Consider the following 15,179-nt stretch of genomic DNA (forward strand, 5'->3'; position numbering starts at 1 on the left):
CATTAATATCATGTGAAGGCAGGCCCGTGGATTTGCCGATGAAAGGCGATTCCACGGGTTTTATTGTGAAATGCGGTTACCGGCTGCGGAAAAAATGCGTGAAAGCACGGGGTGAGCGTCATGATTACGGTTCGCGACTTAGGATGGAAGTACGCGCCACTGACCGACGGGGGCAAGCCGGTGGAAAGTCTCAAGCGCGTCAGCTTCGACATCCGGTCCGGATCCTTCGTCGGCATCATCGGACCGACCGGAGCGGGCAAGTCCACGCTATGCATGGCATTGGCCGGCATCATTCCGAACCTGGCCGACGGCACCATGAGCGGCGTCGTGGAAGTTAACGGCATGAATACGAGCAGGCACTCCGTCTCGGCACTGTCGGAGCGCGTCGGCTACGTGCAACAGGATCCGGAAGCGCAGCTGTTCTGCTCGAGTGTCGAGGATGAGATCGCTTTCCCGCTGGAAAACCGCGGAGTAGCCCCAAGCATCATCGACAAGCAGATCGACATCATGCTCGACTTAGTCGGCATGGCCGGATACCGCAAGCGTGTGCCGACCAGCCTGTCGGGAGGCCAGATGCAGCGCGTGGCCATCGCCGCCGCGCTCGCGGCGGAACCCGATGTGCTTATTCTTGACGAACCCACCGCGGCCCTCGACCCCGAAGGCAAGCAGGAAGTGTTCGACGTGCTCGACCGCATTCGCCAGACCCGTTCCATGACGGTGATCATGGCCGAGCAGGATACCGAACACATCGCCTACTGGGCCGATCAGGTGCTCTTCATGGTCAACGGTGAAGTGGTGCGCAATGGAGACGCCAGCCTATTTACCCGGGAACGTAGACTGTTGGAATCCTCCGGCGTGCGGGTGAGTGACGGACCATCTCCAGTCATCAAGGCGTTGCCGGTAGGGAACGACGCCAAGCCGAAGCATGCGATCATCAGTCTGGACCATGTGACGCACCGCTATGGGCAGGGCGGCAATGCGTCTCCCGCACTGGACGACGTCAGCTTGGATATCGAACAGGGCGCCTTCGTAGGGCTTATTGGGCGCAACGGGTCAGGCAAAACCACGCTCGCCAAGCATCTGAACGGGCTGATTCAACCCACGCAAGGAATCGTGAATGTGGATGGGCTCGACGTGTCGAAGCATAGCGTGGGCGAAATGGCCGCGCACGTCGGATTCGTATTCCAAAATCCCGACCATCAGATTTTCTGCTCCAGCACCAAAGAGGAGATCGCGTTCGGCCCGACCGCGCTCGGACTTGACGCGGCCACCGTGTTCAAACGTGTCGACGAAATGATGACATTGTTCGACCTGCACCGGTATGAGGATGTTTCGCCGGCCACGCTCGGCTACGGCGAACGACGTGCGGTGGCATTGTCTTCGGTGATCGCCATGCGTACGCCAATACTCGTCCTCGACGAACCTACGGCGGGTCTCGACCATCGTCTCGCATCACGATTCCTTGGAACCGTGGAAAAACTCAACCGGCATGGCGTCACCGTCATCATGATCAGCCATGACATGCGTGCCGTATATCGGTATTGCACGCACGTGCTCGAATTGGAAGACGGTCATATCGTGCAATATGGACCGATCGACAAATCGCAGGAAGCGCAACAATCGCCCGCGCGACAGGCGCGTCAGCCGTACAAGTCGCGCGGTCCGGTATCGGCGACCCACGTATTGTTGAAAATCGCCAAGGATGAATGCGACAAGGAGGAACGCTGATGGATGCCGACCTGTATGTGCCAGGCGACGGATGGTTGCATCGCACCGATCCGCGCGTCAAATTCCTCATCTCCATCGTCATGCTGGCCCTTTGCCTCGTATGGCGTAACTGGGCGTTCATCCTCGGCATCCTCATTCTCGAACATGTGATGCTCGCCACCGACCGTGTGCCCGCCGAACGCATTGGATGGGTGTGGAAGATCCTCGCCGTGCTCATCGTGTTCATCGTGGTGCTTTGGCCGGTCTTCGACCAGAGTGGAACGCACGTGCTCTGGCAGTGGGGATGGTTGCGTCTCACGCAGGAGAACCTGCTCATGGCGGCGGTGATGGGTCTGCGCATTCCAGCGCTCGGCTTTGCATGTTTCATCACGCTGTTCACCACCAGCCAGACCAAACTGGTTCGTGGCCTTACCTCGCTTGGTATGCCCTACAAGGCCGGGCTTACCCTGGCAACCGCATTACGGTATATTCCCGTGTTCTTTTCCATCTTCCAATCCGTGTCCGAAGCGCAGCGTGCGCGAGGGCTTGATCTGAGCGGCAAAGTCAATGCGGCAGGTAAAAAACGCAACATATTCGTACGTCTCGTAGACCGGTTCAAATCGTATCTGCCGATCATCATCGCCGTATTGATCCGCGCCTACAAAATGAGCCAAAGCGTGGGCTGGGCCATGGAATCGCGCGGACTCAACCTGAATCGGAACGGTGTGAAACGCACATATCGGGTCAATCTCACGATGAGCATTGCCGACTGGATTATTCTCGTGATTGCCATCGCCGCCGCCGCAGGCAGCGTGTGGTTGATGACATGGCTGTCATAGGGGGTGCAATGACACAGGATGAAGGGCGTACCACAATCACCGCACGTGATTTGAAGGTGGTATCGGCACTGCAATGCAACGGACGCATGACCATGCAGGCGCTTGCCGATAAAATCGGCATTTCCGTATATGCGGCGACGGAAAGCTACAAACGGCTCACCGATGCGGGCATCATGACCATTGTGCCCGTATGCAATCCGTTGAGTCTCGGCAATTACAGTCAGGTGCTTGTGGGACTGCGCATCAACGGCAATCGCAACGAGGCGCTCGCCATGCTCAAAGCCATGCCTCAGGTCACCTATGTGGTCTGCACGCTGGGCGATGCCGACATCATCGCCGAAGCCGTGGTGTATTCAGCCGACGGTATGGACCATTTCCTGAAGTACGATTTGCGCGCACTGCCCGGATTGACCCGTCTGCAAGTGTTCTCCTGCGGTCGATTGGTGCTTGACGACCATAATGTCAGCGTGGTCAACCGTCTGCTGGCCGAACGCGGCGAAACTGGATTCATGACCAAACGTGAGGCCAGCGTCGGCACCGATATTCCCGTGCATCGGTTGGACGCGCGATTCGTGCACACGTTCAACGAATTGCAGAAAGACGGCAGGGCAAGTTACGCCATGCTGGGGGAGCATCTTGGTGTGACGCACACCGCGATTCGTGGGCGCGTCAAAAAACTGGAGGATTCCGGTGTGATGCGCATTATGGCCACGGTAAGCCCCATGCGTTTAGGCGGATTCCGCCAAGCGTTTCTCGGCATCGGTGTGAAGCCTCCGTATCGCCTCGACGTCGAACAGTTGTTAGCGATCGACGAGGTGACATATGCAATGAGCGGAGTCGGTTTGAATGGCGCCGACTACCTCATCGAAATCATCGCCGGAGATGACGAGGACCTGTGGCGTGTGGTGGATGAGTCCATCCGTTCGCTGCCAGGCGTGGACCAGACATGGTGGGCTTCCACCGTCAGCGTGGAAAAAGAGTCGTACTGGCTCGAACCTCCGCAGGATGGTGTACTTCTCGACGATTGATGAATCAATGGTATTAGGCGCCTCGTCTTTGCTCATTCTCAAGGATGAGATGATAATTCAGACCAACGCATGATATTCGAATCAGCTGTTTTTCCGTAATTTTGGAGGTAATCCAAAGAAAGGAATGACAGCATGGATATCAGGGACACCATCAAAGCTACCAATACGGCCATTGCAACCGTGGATCTTGTGAAGGACTACGGTTCCGGAAATAACACGGTGCATGCGTTGCGTGGCGTCAACGTCGCTTTTGAAAAAGGAAAATTCACGGCGATTATGGGACCTTCCGGTTCCGGCAAATCCACGTTGATGCACACGTTGGCAGGACTGGATTGTGCAACCGGCGGGCACATCATATTCAATGGCGACGATCTGACGCGCATGAACGACAACCAGCTTACGTTGCTGCGCCGCCGCGACATCGGATTCATCTTCCAAAGCTTCAACCTGCTGCCGATGTTCACCGCCGAACAGAACATTCTCATGCCATTGACCTTGGCTGGAGCGAAACCCGACCGACAGTGGTTGCGTCTGCTGGTGGAAACGCTTGGCCTTAAGGAACGTCTCAACCATCGTCCGAACGAACTATCGGGAGGCCAGCAGCAGCGTGTGGCCATCGCACGAGCATTGATCACCAAACCGAAACTGGTGTTCGCAGACGAGCCCACCGGCAATCTTGATTCCGTATCAAGCGCCGAAGTGCTGAGCTTCCTGAAACGTTCCGTCAACGAACTTGGCCAAACCATCATCATGGTCACGCATGATGCGGTCGCCGCGTCTTACGCCGACCGTGCGCTCGTGTTCGCCGACGGCCAGATCGTGGCGGACGTAAACAAGCCGACAGCAGACCAGATGAGTGAACTGCTGATGAAGGAACGTGAGGCCGCCACAATGAATGTGGCTTCCGCGAGACATTCCCGCTAAACGCACTATAGAAGCATTCGAAGAAGGGAACAGAATCCACCATGTGGTCCATCACTTTGAAACTCATGCGAAAAACCAAGCGCATGCTCATACCCGCAGGCATCGCCATCATGATCGGCACGGCGTTCATCGCCAGCACCTTCCTGTTCGGCAATGCCATGAACGACTCCCTGACACGGCAGCTGACCGCCATGTTCGGAAACGCCAACTATGCGGTGACCGTCAACAGCTCCGACCTGAGCGATAAGGAACTCAACGAGGCGTATTCCAGCACTGTCGGCGACTTTCATCTCGACCAGATCGCCGGCATCGAAGGGGTTGGCGGCGTCCGTGCCTCGGTGGAAACCGGCGTCAGCGTTTCCAAGGGAGACAGCACCGTCAGCGGCGAGATCATTTCCACCGCGGCACAGAAGAACATGCTCCCCGTGAATATCACGGAAGGGGACCAGCCGAAGGATTCCAACGAAGTCGCGCTGCCGGAAGACATGGCGAAACAGTTGAACGTCGGCGTTGGAGACACTGTAAGCCTGACCTCCCGATATGCGGTAGGCGACGATGGCAAAGCCAAGGCGGACAACGTGCGCGTGGTAGGACTCACGTCCGATCCGAACGGCGCCTACTCATACTATGGTGGTGCGATCGTAGGATCCAACAATCTGCTTGCCGCAATGCAGGGAGTGGACGATTTCAACGCCACCGGAACAACAATGGTGTATCTCGACCTTGCCTTGGATGGAAACAGCGTATCCGCAAAAACCATCAACGGTGTGAAAGCGTTGCTGCCAAAGCATTTCGATCTGATGTCACGACAGCAAATCAGTGACGAAAGCATCAAATCCTTAAGCGGCAACCAAACCAACATCGTCACCACATTCCTTATGTGCTTCGGCGTGCTTGCCATGTTCGTGGCGGCTCTGGTGATCGCCAACACGTTCCAAGTGCTCGTGGCGCAACGCCGCCGCACACTCGCCTTGCTACGCACCATCGGCGCAAAGAAAGGCCAACTGTATGGTTCCGTGCTGTTCGAAGCGGTGGTGCTCGGCTTCGTCGCATCCGTGCTTGGCGTGGTGCTTGGAAGCCTGCTCATGTGGGGCATGTGCGTCAGCGACATCATGCAGGCGGGTATGCGGTTCAACTTCTCCTGGCAAGCCGCCGTCGTACCGATTCTCTTCGGCATTGTGGTGACGGTGCTTGCATCCATGGGATCCGCACGTTCCGCCACCGCGGTAACGCCATTGGAGGCATTGCGTCCGATTGAACTGACCGACAACCGTCGTTCCAGCCTTACGCGAGCCATAATCGGTATTCTGATGGTGGCGGTCGGTATCGCCATGGCCATATTCTCCATCTGGCAGGTGCAGGCCACCAACGGCGGCGAGGATGCGAGCGGCGATCAATTCACGATGATTCTGCTCATAGCCATCGCCGGTGCCGCACTGGTGTTCCTCGGCATGGTGGTCACCGCGGTATTCTGGATGCCGACCCTCATGAAGGGCGTTGGAGCGTTGGCCTCGCTGACAGGTCCTTCCGCAACAGTTGCACACGCCAACATTCAGAAGAATCCGCGACGCATCGCAGCAACCGGTGCCGCTCTGCTCATCGGTGTCACCTTGGTCTCCACCATCGCAACCGGTGCCGCTAGCGCCAAAGAGACTATGAATGGTGCGCTCGCCACCCGTTATAGCGTCGACATCGTGGCCATGGGCGATGACATCAGCCAGCAAATGGTCAAGGATGTATCTGACATCAACGGCGTGTCCGACACGTTGTATGCGCCGGCGGTTTCCGTGACCTTGGAGAAAGCGGATGGAACCCAGCCTACGTCCGCATTGCTGGTTGGCGTGAAAAACATCGATCAGGTCAAGCAGGTCATGCGTGCCAACTTGGGTAACGCCTCCATCGACAGTGATAGCGTGCTCATGCCAACATACAATGCGCAAACCGGCAAGGAGCTGCAGTTCGCCAATGGCACGGCTGATTTCTCCACTGAATGGAACCAGAACGGCGACGCTACGCGTTCGCTGACATTGCAAGCCAACCAAGCCGACTACCGTCGTGTATCCGCGCAATATGGAGCTGTCGGATTCGTGGATGAAAGCCATTTCACCAATGGTGACCTTGACGCCGCCACCCATGTGTTGCTGGTCAAGGCAGACACTGACAAGTCGGGAGTTTCCGTTGACGACATCTACAACGACATGCAGGCCGCATTGGAGAAGAGCACTGATGCGACAGTGACCGGACCGATCGCCGAACGCATCGTATGGGCGAACATGATTGACTCCATGATGATGCTTCTGGTGGGGTTGATCGCCGTGGCCGTGCTCATCGCACTTGTCGGCGTAGCCAACACGCTGTCGCTGTCAGTGATCGAACGCACCCGAGAATCCGCCACACTGCGTGCCATCGGCATGACGCGAGGCCAGTTGCGACGCTCCCTCGCGGTGGAAGCCCTGCTCATCTCGCTGGTATCCGGCATCTCGGGCGTACTGCTTGGCACACTGTTCGGCTGGCTGGGCGCATACGTGGTGTTCAGCATGTACGGCAAAGTGGTGTTCCCGTTCGAATGGGGCATTAACGGCATCGTACTCGCCGTGGCAGCCGTGGCAGCACTGCTCGCCAGCGTATTCCCCGCACGCAGGGCAGTGAGCACGCCTCCTGTTGAGGCGCTCGCCGAAGCCTGAGCTTCATAGCAAACACAACGAAAAGGACTCCTACCACAAACATGGTAGGAGTCCTTTTTGCGTATCATGCATACGCAAAACAACAAACCAGTCAGACCAAATGGTTTTCGTAAGCGAACACCACCGCCTGTACGCGGTCACGTGCATTGATTTTCGCCAGAATATGCGCCACATGCGTTTTCACCGTCGGCAGGCTGATGAAAAGCTTGTCGGCAATCTCCTGATTCGACAATCCATGCGCGATCTCAATAAGCACTTCGCGCTCGCGGTCGGTCAGGTCATCCAATTCCGGATCGGTATATGTTGAATCCGTAGTAGAAGTAGTTGCGGAATTTTCAGGCCTACCAACGTTCGCAGCCATGAAATCGCCTTCCATCATTTTCTCGATAAGACGTTTCGTGGCGGACGGTGCGATAATCGCATTACCTTGAAAAACCGTGCGAATCGAATTCAGCAATGTTTCCGGTTCCGTATCTTTCAGCAGAAAACCGGACGCTCCGGCAGTGATCGCAGCCATAACATATTCATCCAAGTCGAATGTCGTCAGAATGATCACTTTGGTATGAGTGACTTCTGATTGCGTTCCATCGGCAGCGAAGCGATGCCGCAACGCACTGATCTGCCGGGTCGCCTCGATACCATCCATGCCGGGCATGCGCACGTCCATCAACACCACGTCAGGATGCAGCGTTTCCGCCAACGCCACAGCTTCCGCGCCATCGCGAGCCTGCGCCGCAACCGCCATATCAGGTTGGGAGCCGATCACCATGGCGAAACCGGCACGTACCAATTCCTGATCATCGGCAATGACCACACGAATCTTCTGTTCCTCGCTCATACTCTCCACCTTATCGGCATTGTTCCGCTCACAGCGCGAAACAAACCCTTAAATCTCCCTGAAAAACTTGAATCGGCTATCGAGACACGCGCTGCAGCTGCTCCTCCAACGGTGCCGCGGGCCTCAACTGCAGTTCGCTCGCACTACCGGCATGAGCGTCATCGCTGAAACCAGTCTCACGAAGCACGCCAAGCAGTTCGCGCATACGCTTGAGCGCGGCGCGCCCCTGCTCGCCAATGGCTTTGAACGCTGCGGAAATCTCGTCGGCGGTAGGCTCCTTGCCTTGTGCTTCGGCGCTGTCCAACATATGAATACCATCGACGGCCTGGCTGATCACGCTGTTCAACGTGGCGGTGACTTCAGCCTGAATGCTGGCACTGATACGGTCACGTTCCATATTCGCCGCGAGAATACGCTGCTTCTCCTGCTCGGCCACCAGTGCCTCTTCGCGAGCCTGCAATACCAGTGCGTTTGAATCGCTGGAACGCGCCCAACGTGCCCACGCCATGATGCCGGCGCACAGCATCAGCACTGCAACCGTATACATGACACCGGTAAAGAACGCTGCACTACTACTTGACGTGGCTGAAACCGGTTTTGTTAAGCCCGCGGAAGCGGCGATGGCGCCGAACAAGGTAGTGTATCCGTGCTGGTCGGCTGCGATTTTCAAGCCCATCAGAGCTGAACAGGTGACAGCGGCAAGACCGGTCCAGCGCCATGCGTGTTCACGCCCATACAATACGGCTGAATACAGCGCACACAGCGACGCTACGATATGTCCAACCTCAATCAATCCCAAAAGCACCAATTGCACAACCGACAATACGAACACAATAAGCGCGCAAGTCTCGGGGAACCTGCGTCGAAGAGCCAGCGCCAGCAAGCAGCATGCGGCGATCGCATGAGAGAGCTGCGCATCGCGTGAACTATCAAAAAAGAACGTAATCGACATGCGATTCAGCAGCATGACCAATATCACGGCGCCAACGGAATCCATGAGCACATAATGGTGCTGCGTCCACGCGGAAACACGTTCCACCCAATTCAGCCCTCGCGAATTGGATGTATTGGCAAGTTCTACGGATTTCAGTTTCAACGATATGAGCAAATCATGCAGATTGGGTGCGGTAATGCGCAAGTGTTGCAGGGCGTTCGAACGATGATCGCGACCGGTTGGTGGGTTGGTTTCCTGCGTCTGTTCCGATGGTTGATCTGGGATTCGCGCCGATATGTTGACGGCTGTGTGAGGTGCGATTGCTTCGTCGGATAATTTCGCTTTGCTGGATATGGCAGTTGTGTTGCAAGATTCGGACTGTTCCGAGGCATACTGTTCGCCGGTTTCGTCTGTCGCTGGCTCTTTACCGCCGTAAGGCAGGGTGGCCATAACTTCGAAGCCTCCGCCGAGTTGAGGGCCAGCCTGCAATGAGCCTCCGGCCGATTCGATGCGTTCCTTCATGCCCAACAGGCCGTAACCTGGCGTATGCCCGTCGATATTGGCCGCCGCGCCACGACCATTGTCGGTGACGCTCAAAGTGAGCAAACCGTTGTTCCATGACTCTTTGATATGCACATCGACGTGCGGCCCCGCATACTTGCGGATATTCGTCAGCGCCTCCTGCACTACATGGTAGGAAGCTATCGAGGCTTGTTCACCGAGTTGTTCTGGGCTGGCGGTGCCGGTGATATTCCGTCGGATTCGAATGTCGGGGGAGACGTTTCGCGCTTGTTCCACAAGATTGCCGATATCGTTATAATCGGCGTGCGGTGAACCCCCGAATACTCCCAGAAGACGTTGCATGTCATGCAGTGCGCGTTCCGATTCGTGTCGAATCGTCTCCATGGTGTTTCTAGCCACCGCGGGATCATGCGTGCCTGCATAGCGGCCGCCATCAGACTGCACGATGATGATTGACAGGGTGTGCGCCACCACATCGTGCATGTCACGTGCGATGCGTGCTCGTTCCGCCAACGCGGCGATATCGCGTTCGTCCTGGTCTCGCGCGGCGATTGCCTCATTGCGTTCCCGCATCATGCGAACGGTTGCCAGACGGGCACGCTGCCAGAACGCTACAATGACGGTGGAAATGATACATACTTCGAAAATCGGCGTCAGCACCAGCATGTATTGCGCCACCATGTCGGCGACTTCCGACATGGATGTTCCTGTGTAGATGGAGCCGAGAGTGACTTCCGTGACCATTGCGCCATTTGGATTTGAGCCATTCCAACTGCTCCACGTATGCACTTTGCCACCGGTGAGCAGCGGCCCATTGGTCATGGTCCATGCCATCAACGCCGAAGCCAGAAGACCGATGGCCAACGCCAAAATAATGAAGGCTTTCGTGTTTTTGGGATTGCCGTAGACGATCACCGAATACAGCATGACCAATGCCAGAATATCGGCGCCCAATATGCAAGGGCCGAATATGAGATGCGTCAAGGCCAATGCCACACAGAGCAACGCTCCGGTCTGTGGCCGCCATCGACGAATCAGCAGCGGGATCAGCATTGCCGCTTCCCACGCCATCTGTATGGAAGGATTAAGGTCAAACAGCAATCCCGGATTATAGGTGATGCTGCCGGTCACGCCGAACAGCCGAACACCTATAACAAGCGTGAGGATGAGATCGCCTGCGAAGACATGACCATGCATCCACGACAAGAGACGCTGCTTGAAATTCGACATATGCTCCACCCTAGCGCCAGATACGCTGTGGCGCCATCATGCGCAGGAATGAAATGGCGGTAAGATAAAGCCGCTTTTGTGAGGTAAGGTTGTCTCCGCGTGTGGGTGGGATGGAAGCCATCAAGAAGCCACTACTCGCATTGAATATGCCGATGACGCCAAAGGAAAGGTGAATGCATGACGTTGCTGAGCGAATACTACGTGCCCGGATTGCATATTGAGGATCGTTCCATCAAGGTGCCGTTGGATTGGACGGGCCACGAGCCCGGTCATGGGTTCGATGGCGAATCGATCAGCCTGTTCTACCGTGTGGTCACCGCTCCCGAACATGTGCATGACGACCTGCCGCTACTCGTGTTCCTGCAGGGCGGCCCAGGCGGTTCCGGTCCACGTCCGCTCGGCCCAAGTTCCGATGGCTGGATCGAGGAAGCGATCAAGCATTTCCGCGTGGTATTGCCGGATCAACGTGGTACGGGGCGTTCGTCTCGTGTCGACACGCATGTGATTGAGGGCATGGACGGCGACGGCAAGGCCGGTGCCGCGTTTTTGAAGCGTTTCCTCGCTGATTCGATCGTTCGTGATTTCGAGCATCTGCGTCGCACCGAATTCGGGGGCGCACGTTGGGTCACGCTTGGTCAAAGCTATGGCGGATTCCTGACATTGACGTATCTTTCGCTGTTCCCGCAAGGGGTTATCGCCAGCTTCACTACGGGCGGTATTCCGCACGTTCCCGCCGATGCGACCGACGTGTACCGTCATACGTTCCCGCGCATGGCGGCAAAGACGAAGCAGTTCTACGAGCGCTACCCGATCGATATCGAACGTGCCGCTACGGTTGCCGACATACTGCGATCTCGCAAGGTCACATTGCCGAACGGCGATCCGCTTACGGTGGAACGCTTCCAATGCTTGGGATCCGATTTCGGTATGAAGCCAAGTTTCGAACGCGTGCATTGGATTCTTGATCAGGCATTCCTTGACGGAGACGGTTCGGCCTCGACATCGACGGAACTGTCTGACGAATTCCTGTCTTCCGTGATGGATGCGACCTCGTCTCGCCCACTGTATTGGCCGTTGCAGGAGTTCATCTACGCCAACGGCGAGCTGAAAACGCCGATTCGCTGGGCCGCCCAGCGCGTGCGCTGCGAGCATCCGGAATTCGCGGGTGACATTCGTCCGCTTAATTTCACCGGCGAGGCCATGTTCCCGTGGATGTTCGAGCAGGAACGTGCGTTGCGTCCGTTCAAACCTGCCATGGACGTGCTTATGGAAGACACGCACTTCGGCACGATCTACGATGCCGACCAGTTGGCTCGCAACGAGGTTCCGCTGCAGGCCGCCGTCTATTTTGACGACATGTACGTCGATTCTGGATTGCAGCTCGACACGCTGTCTCGCGTCGGTCGTTCACATTATTGGACTACCAACGAGTTTGAACATGACGGCGTGCATGGTTCCACCGTGTTCAGACATCTGTTTACCGAGGCGTTGAACCGCGGAGATTTGGCGGAGTTGTTCTGACGATTGTTCGGCAACGACGAGTATCGATAGCAAAGGAAAGAAACATGGCCAATCCAACCATCGGATTCATCGGATACGGCAATATGGCACAGGCGATCGCCGAAGGCCTAGTCAACGCTGGCGTCGTCAATGGCGGCGACATCGTGGCCTGTGCCGCGCATTACGACAAGCTGGAACGCAACGCCGCCAAACTCGGCGCAAAAGCGGTGCGTACCGCCGCGCAAGTCGCCGAAGCAGCTGACATGGTCGTCATCGCCATCAAACCGTATCAGATCGAAACCGTGATCGCACCGATCATTGATCAGCTGGCGCAAGAGAACACCATCGTCGTGTCCATTGCGGCAGGCTGGGATCTGAACAAATTCCGCGACCTGTTCGGAACGTCTTTCGAACAGGCACACATCCAATGCACCATTCCGAACACGCCGATGGCTGTCGGCAAAGGCGTGCTGGTCACGGAAATCGACAACACGCTCACGCAGGAACAGACGGAAACCTTCGAAAGCCTGTTTTCGTCAATCAGCCTGATTGAACGCGTGGACACCGCACACATGGGCATCGGCATGTGCATCGCCGGCTGCGCGCCGGCCTTCACCGACATGTACATCGAAGCATTGGGCGATGCCGGTGTGAAATATGGATTGCAGCGTGCTACCGCGTATCGTCTGGCTGCCAAAATGGTGGAAGGCGTGGGCGCGCTCTATTTGGCCAACGAAACGCATCCGGGTGCCATGAAAGACGCTGTCTGCTCTCCGGGAGGCACCACCATCAGGGGTGTCGCATCGTTGGAGGAAAGCGCGTTCCGTGGTGCCGTTATCAAAGCAGTCGACGCCATCGAAGCCTAATACTAAGCTAGGGAACCATGTCTCTTACTATCGGAATCGTCGGACTGCCGAACGTCGGCAAGTCCACCATGTTCAACGCATTGACCCGCAACAACGTGCTGGCGGAAAACTATCCGTTCGCCACCATCGAACCGAACACCGGCATTGTGCCGTTGCCGGATGACCGTCTGCCGGTGCTCGCCAAGCTCGTGCATACGGAGAAGATCGTGCCGGCCACCGTCACCTTCGTCGACATCGCAGGAATCGTCAAGGGCGCTTCGGAAGGCGAAGGCCTGGGCAACAAGTTCCTCGCCAACATTCGCGAAGCCGACGCGATCTGCGAGGTCGTGCGTGCCTTCGAAGACGATGATATCGTGCACGTCAACGGCAAGGTCGATCCGTCCGACGACATTGAAACCATCAACACCGAGCTGATCCTCGCCGATCTGCAGACCATCGAGAACGCGCTGCCGAAGTTGGAGAAGGATTTGCGCGGTAAGAAGATCGAACCGGCCTACATGGAGGCCGTCAAGCAGGCGAAGACCATTCTTGAAGCCGGCGAAACCATTGATAAGGCGGCTCGCGAAGGTCGTTTCGACAAGGATTCCGTCTACGATCTGCACTTGATGAGCGCCAAGCCGTTCATCTATGTGTTCAACGTGGACGATGCCGAACTGCAGAACAAAGACATGCAGGCCAAGCTCGCCGCATCCGTGGCTCCGGCTCCGGCCATTTTCCTCAACGCGCAGTTTGAAGCCGACCTGACCGAACTCGACGAGGCTGACGCTCGCGAGATGCTTGCGGACGCCGGTCTTGAGGAGTCCGGATTGGATCAGTTGGCGCGAGTCGGCTACGATACGCTCGGCCTTTCCACCTTCCTCACCGCAGGCGAGAAGGAAGTTCGCGCATGGCAGATTCATAAGGGCTATACTGCCCCGCAGGCTGCCGGCGTGATTCATACGGACTTCGAAAAAGGCTTCATCAAGGCCGACATCGTCTCCTACGACGATTTCGTGGCTGCCGAAGGCTCCATGGTCAAGATCAAGGAGGAAGGCAAGCTACGCCAGGAAGGCCGCGACTACGTGATGCAGGACGGCGATATCGTCGAATTTAAATTCAACGTCTCCAAAAAGTAAGTGTTTCTCTGGCTCCCCTCTTTGAGGGGAGCTGTCGCTACAAGCGACTGTGAGGAGCGGCACGGATAAGGCCTGAGAAGTCGTCTTCTCAGGCCTTTGTCATGACATTGTTCTGCAAGGACTGGCTGCTGCAGCAGCATAATGTGTGTTTTATTATTCGGCCTTGGTGGCTTGCTGGTCAATCCAATTGTTGACGTCGGTGACCGCCTCGTCAAGGGTTGCTTTGGCGGCTTTGTAGTATTTGGAATCTACAGGTTGACGATTTCCGCGCCGAACGGCCAGAGCGCAAGCTTGGTCATCTTGAATGATTGCAATCCGAACGGAATACCGATAATGGTGATGCAGTTGAGCACGCCGGCTCCCAGATAGCCGAGCGCCATCCGCCAGCCGACCAGCACCACCCACAGGATATTGCCGAGAACTCGCATGATTTGCCCCTTTCCGATTCCGGTCGATGCCTCGCATGTTCGGCTTCACTATTTTGCCAGACAGCATGACGGAAACACGAGACGTAACCTTTAGCTCGCCCCTGATTCATTCTCGGACCGCTATTCAGGCGGATCGTATGCGGTAAGCCCAATCCTTTTGTGAAGATTTTGTGTATTGTCGGGCATACGTGGTTTTCACCGTCGATTTGAATGATGATAGGCTTCTCGATGTCTGCCGTATGAAGACCCATCAAGGAGATGCCATGAACCTGTATCGCTACGCGATGTTCATCGCACGCGCCTGCCGTGGGTCGTTCGTCGGCAATGTTCTGTTTGCCAATCCACAAATGGCCCTATTCTCGATGCTGGTGTAGCGGGGACACGCCTTATGCCGGGATGTACCGATGGCCCATCCGCAGTCGACGTCGCATGAATCGCTCACCATAGCCATCAACTTACGCAAAGCCGCGAATCGTTTGCCGTATATGAATGCGGAACGGATGGCGGCTTTTCCTTTACCCCGGACTCATCAGTGTCCCCGCGTCTTGACACAAGTATGGGGCC

General features: G+C 56.5%; 11 protein-coding genes and 1 pseudogene. 9 read left to right on the forward strand and 3 right to left on the reverse strand.

The window, feature by feature from the left end:
- Positions 1-120: 120 nt before the first annotated feature.
- From BBPC_RS03400 to BBPC_RS03420, 5 genes are all read left to right on the forward strand, one after another.
- On the forward strand, positions 121-1,728 hold the full coding sequence (locus tag BBPC_RS03400; RefSeq protein ID WP_004223780.1) for an ABC transporter ATP-binding protein: 1,608 nt from the start codon (positions 121-123) through the stop codon (positions 1,726-1,728).
- Complete coding sequence (locus BBPC_RS03405; RefSeq protein WP_004223783.1) at positions 1,728-2,546, forward strand: energy-coupling factor transporter transmembrane component T family protein; 819 nt, start codon at positions 1,728-1,730, stop codon at positions 2,544-2,546. The genes BBPC_RS03400 and BBPC_RS03405 overlap by 1 nt, the downstream gene beginning before the upstream one ends.
- An 8-nt stretch (positions 2,547-2,554) precedes the next feature.
- Complete coding sequence (locus BBPC_RS03410; RefSeq protein ID WP_022244885.1) at positions 2,555-3,574, forward strand: Lrp/AsnC family transcriptional regulator; 1,020 nt, start codon at positions 2,555-2,557, stop codon at positions 3,572-3,574.
- 132 nt (positions 3,575-3,706) lie between these two features.
- Positions 3,707-4,498 (forward strand): ABC transporter ATP-binding protein, encoded by a 792-nt coding sequence (locus BBPC_RS03415; protein WP_004223788.1) that lies wholly within the window; start codon positions 3,707-3,709, stop codon positions 4,496-4,498.
- Between the two features lie 41 nt (positions 4,499-4,539).
- Positions 4,540-7,182 carry an ABC transporter permease gene (locus BBPC_RS03420; protein ID WP_004223791.1) on the forward strand — a complete coding sequence of 881 codons (2,643 nt, stop codon included), beginning with the start codon at positions 4,540-4,542 and terminating at the stop codon, positions 7,180-7,182.
- A gap of 91 nt (positions 7,183-7,273) precedes the next feature.
- Here BBPC_RS03420 and BBPC_RS03425 read toward each other — a convergent pair whose 3' ends face one another.
- Both BBPC_RS03425 and BBPC_RS03430 read right to left on the reverse strand, forming a co-directional pair.
- Positions 7,274-8,020: a response regulator gene (locus BBPC_RS03425; RefSeq protein ID WP_004223793.1), complete on the reverse strand. Its 747-nt coding sequence runs from the start codon at positions 8,018-8,020 to the stop codon at positions 7,274-7,276.
- Positions 8,021-8,096: 76 nt separating this feature from the next.
- A complete protein-coding gene (locus BBPC_RS03430; RefSeq protein ID WP_004223796.1) occupies positions 8,097-10,706 on the reverse strand; it encodes a sensor histidine kinase in 2,610 nt (869 codons plus the stop codon).
- Positions 10,707-10,883: 177 nt separating this feature from the next.
- Between BBPC_RS03430 and BBPC_RS03435 the strand changes: the two genes are divergently transcribed.
- The 3 genes from BBPC_RS03435 to ychF are packed head-to-tail and all read left to right on the forward strand — an operon-like array spanning position 10,884 to position 14,187.
- Positions 10,884-12,227: an alpha/beta fold hydrolase gene (locus BBPC_RS03435; RefSeq protein ID WP_004223799.1), complete on the forward strand. Its 1,344-nt coding sequence runs from the start codon at positions 10,884-10,886 to the stop codon at positions 12,225-12,227.
- A 44-nt stretch (positions 12,228-12,271) separates the two neighbouring features.
- On the forward strand, positions 12,272-13,072 hold the full coding sequence (proC, locus tag BBPC_RS03440; RefSeq protein WP_004223801.1) for a pyrroline-5-carboxylate reductase: 801 nt from the start codon (positions 12,272-12,274) through the stop codon (positions 13,070-13,072).
- Positions 13,073-13,089: 17 nt separating this feature from the next.
- Positions 13,090-14,187: a redox-regulated ATPase YchF gene (ychF, locus tag BBPC_RS03445; RefSeq protein ID WP_003836618.1), complete on the forward strand. Its 1,098-nt coding sequence runs from the start codon at positions 13,090-13,092 to the stop codon at positions 14,185-14,187.
- Between the two features lie 248 nt (positions 14,188-14,435).
- Here the strand turns inward: ychF and BBPC_RS03450 are convergent.
- Positions 14,436-14,606: pseudogene (locus tag BBPC_RS03450) on the reverse strand (YccF domain-containing protein); the annotation flags it as partial.
- A 197-nt stretch (positions 14,607-14,803) separates the two neighbouring features.
- Here BBPC_RS03450 and BBPC_RS10215 point away from each other — a divergent pair.
- A complete protein-coding gene (locus BBPC_RS10215) occupies positions 14,804-14,989 on the forward strand; it encodes a hypothetical protein (protein ID WP_003836622.1) in 186 nt (61 codons plus the stop codon).
- Positions 14,990-15,179 lie beyond the last annotated feature (190 nt).

The organism is Bifidobacterium pseudocatenulatum DSM 20438 = JCM 1200 = LMG 10505, from assembly GCF_001025215.1.
GTDB lineage: Bacteria > Actinomycetota > Actinomycetes > Actinomycetales > Bifidobacteriaceae > Bifidobacterium > Bifidobacterium pseudocatenulatum.

Excerpts from the sequence above, each read along its gene's own strand:
- BBPC_RS03400 (WP_004223780.1), top strand. The coding sequence starts at position 121 with ATGATTACGGTTCGCGACTTAGGATGGAAGTACGCGCCACTGACCGAC.
- BBPC_RS03405 (WP_004223783.1), top strand. The coding sequence starts at position 1,728 with ATGGATGCCGACCTGTATGTGCCAGGCGACGGATGGTTGCATCGCACC.
- BBPC_RS03410 (WP_022244885.1), top strand. The coding sequence starts at position 2,555 with ATGACACAGGATGAAGGGCGTACCACAATCACCGCACGTGATTTGAAG.
- BBPC_RS03415 (WP_004223788.1), top strand. The coding sequence starts at position 3,707 with ATGGATATCAGGGACACCATCAAAGCTACCAATACGGCCATTGCAACC.
- BBPC_RS03420 (WP_004223791.1), top strand. The coding sequence starts at position 4,540 with ATGTGGTCCATCACTTTGAAACTCATGCGAAAAACCAAGCGCATGCTC.
- BBPC_RS03425 (WP_004223793.1), bottom strand. The coding sequence starts at position 8,020 with ATGAGCGAGGAACAGAAGATTCGTGTGGTCATTGCCGATGATCAGGAA.
- BBPC_RS03430 (WP_004223796.1), bottom strand. The coding sequence starts at position 10,706 with ATGTCGAATTTCAAGCAGCGTCTCTTGTCGTGGATGCATGGTCATGTC.
- BBPC_RS03435 (WP_004223799.1), top strand. The coding sequence starts at position 10,884 with ATGACGTTGCTGAGCGAATACTACGTGCCCGGATTGCATATTGAGGAT.
- proC (WP_004223801.1), top strand. The coding sequence starts at position 12,272 with ATGGCCAATCCAACCATCGGATTCATCGGATACGGCAATATGGCACAG.
- ychF (WP_003836618.1), top strand. The coding sequence starts at position 13,090 with ATGTCTCTTACTATCGGAATCGTCGGACTGCCGAACGTCGGCAAGTCC.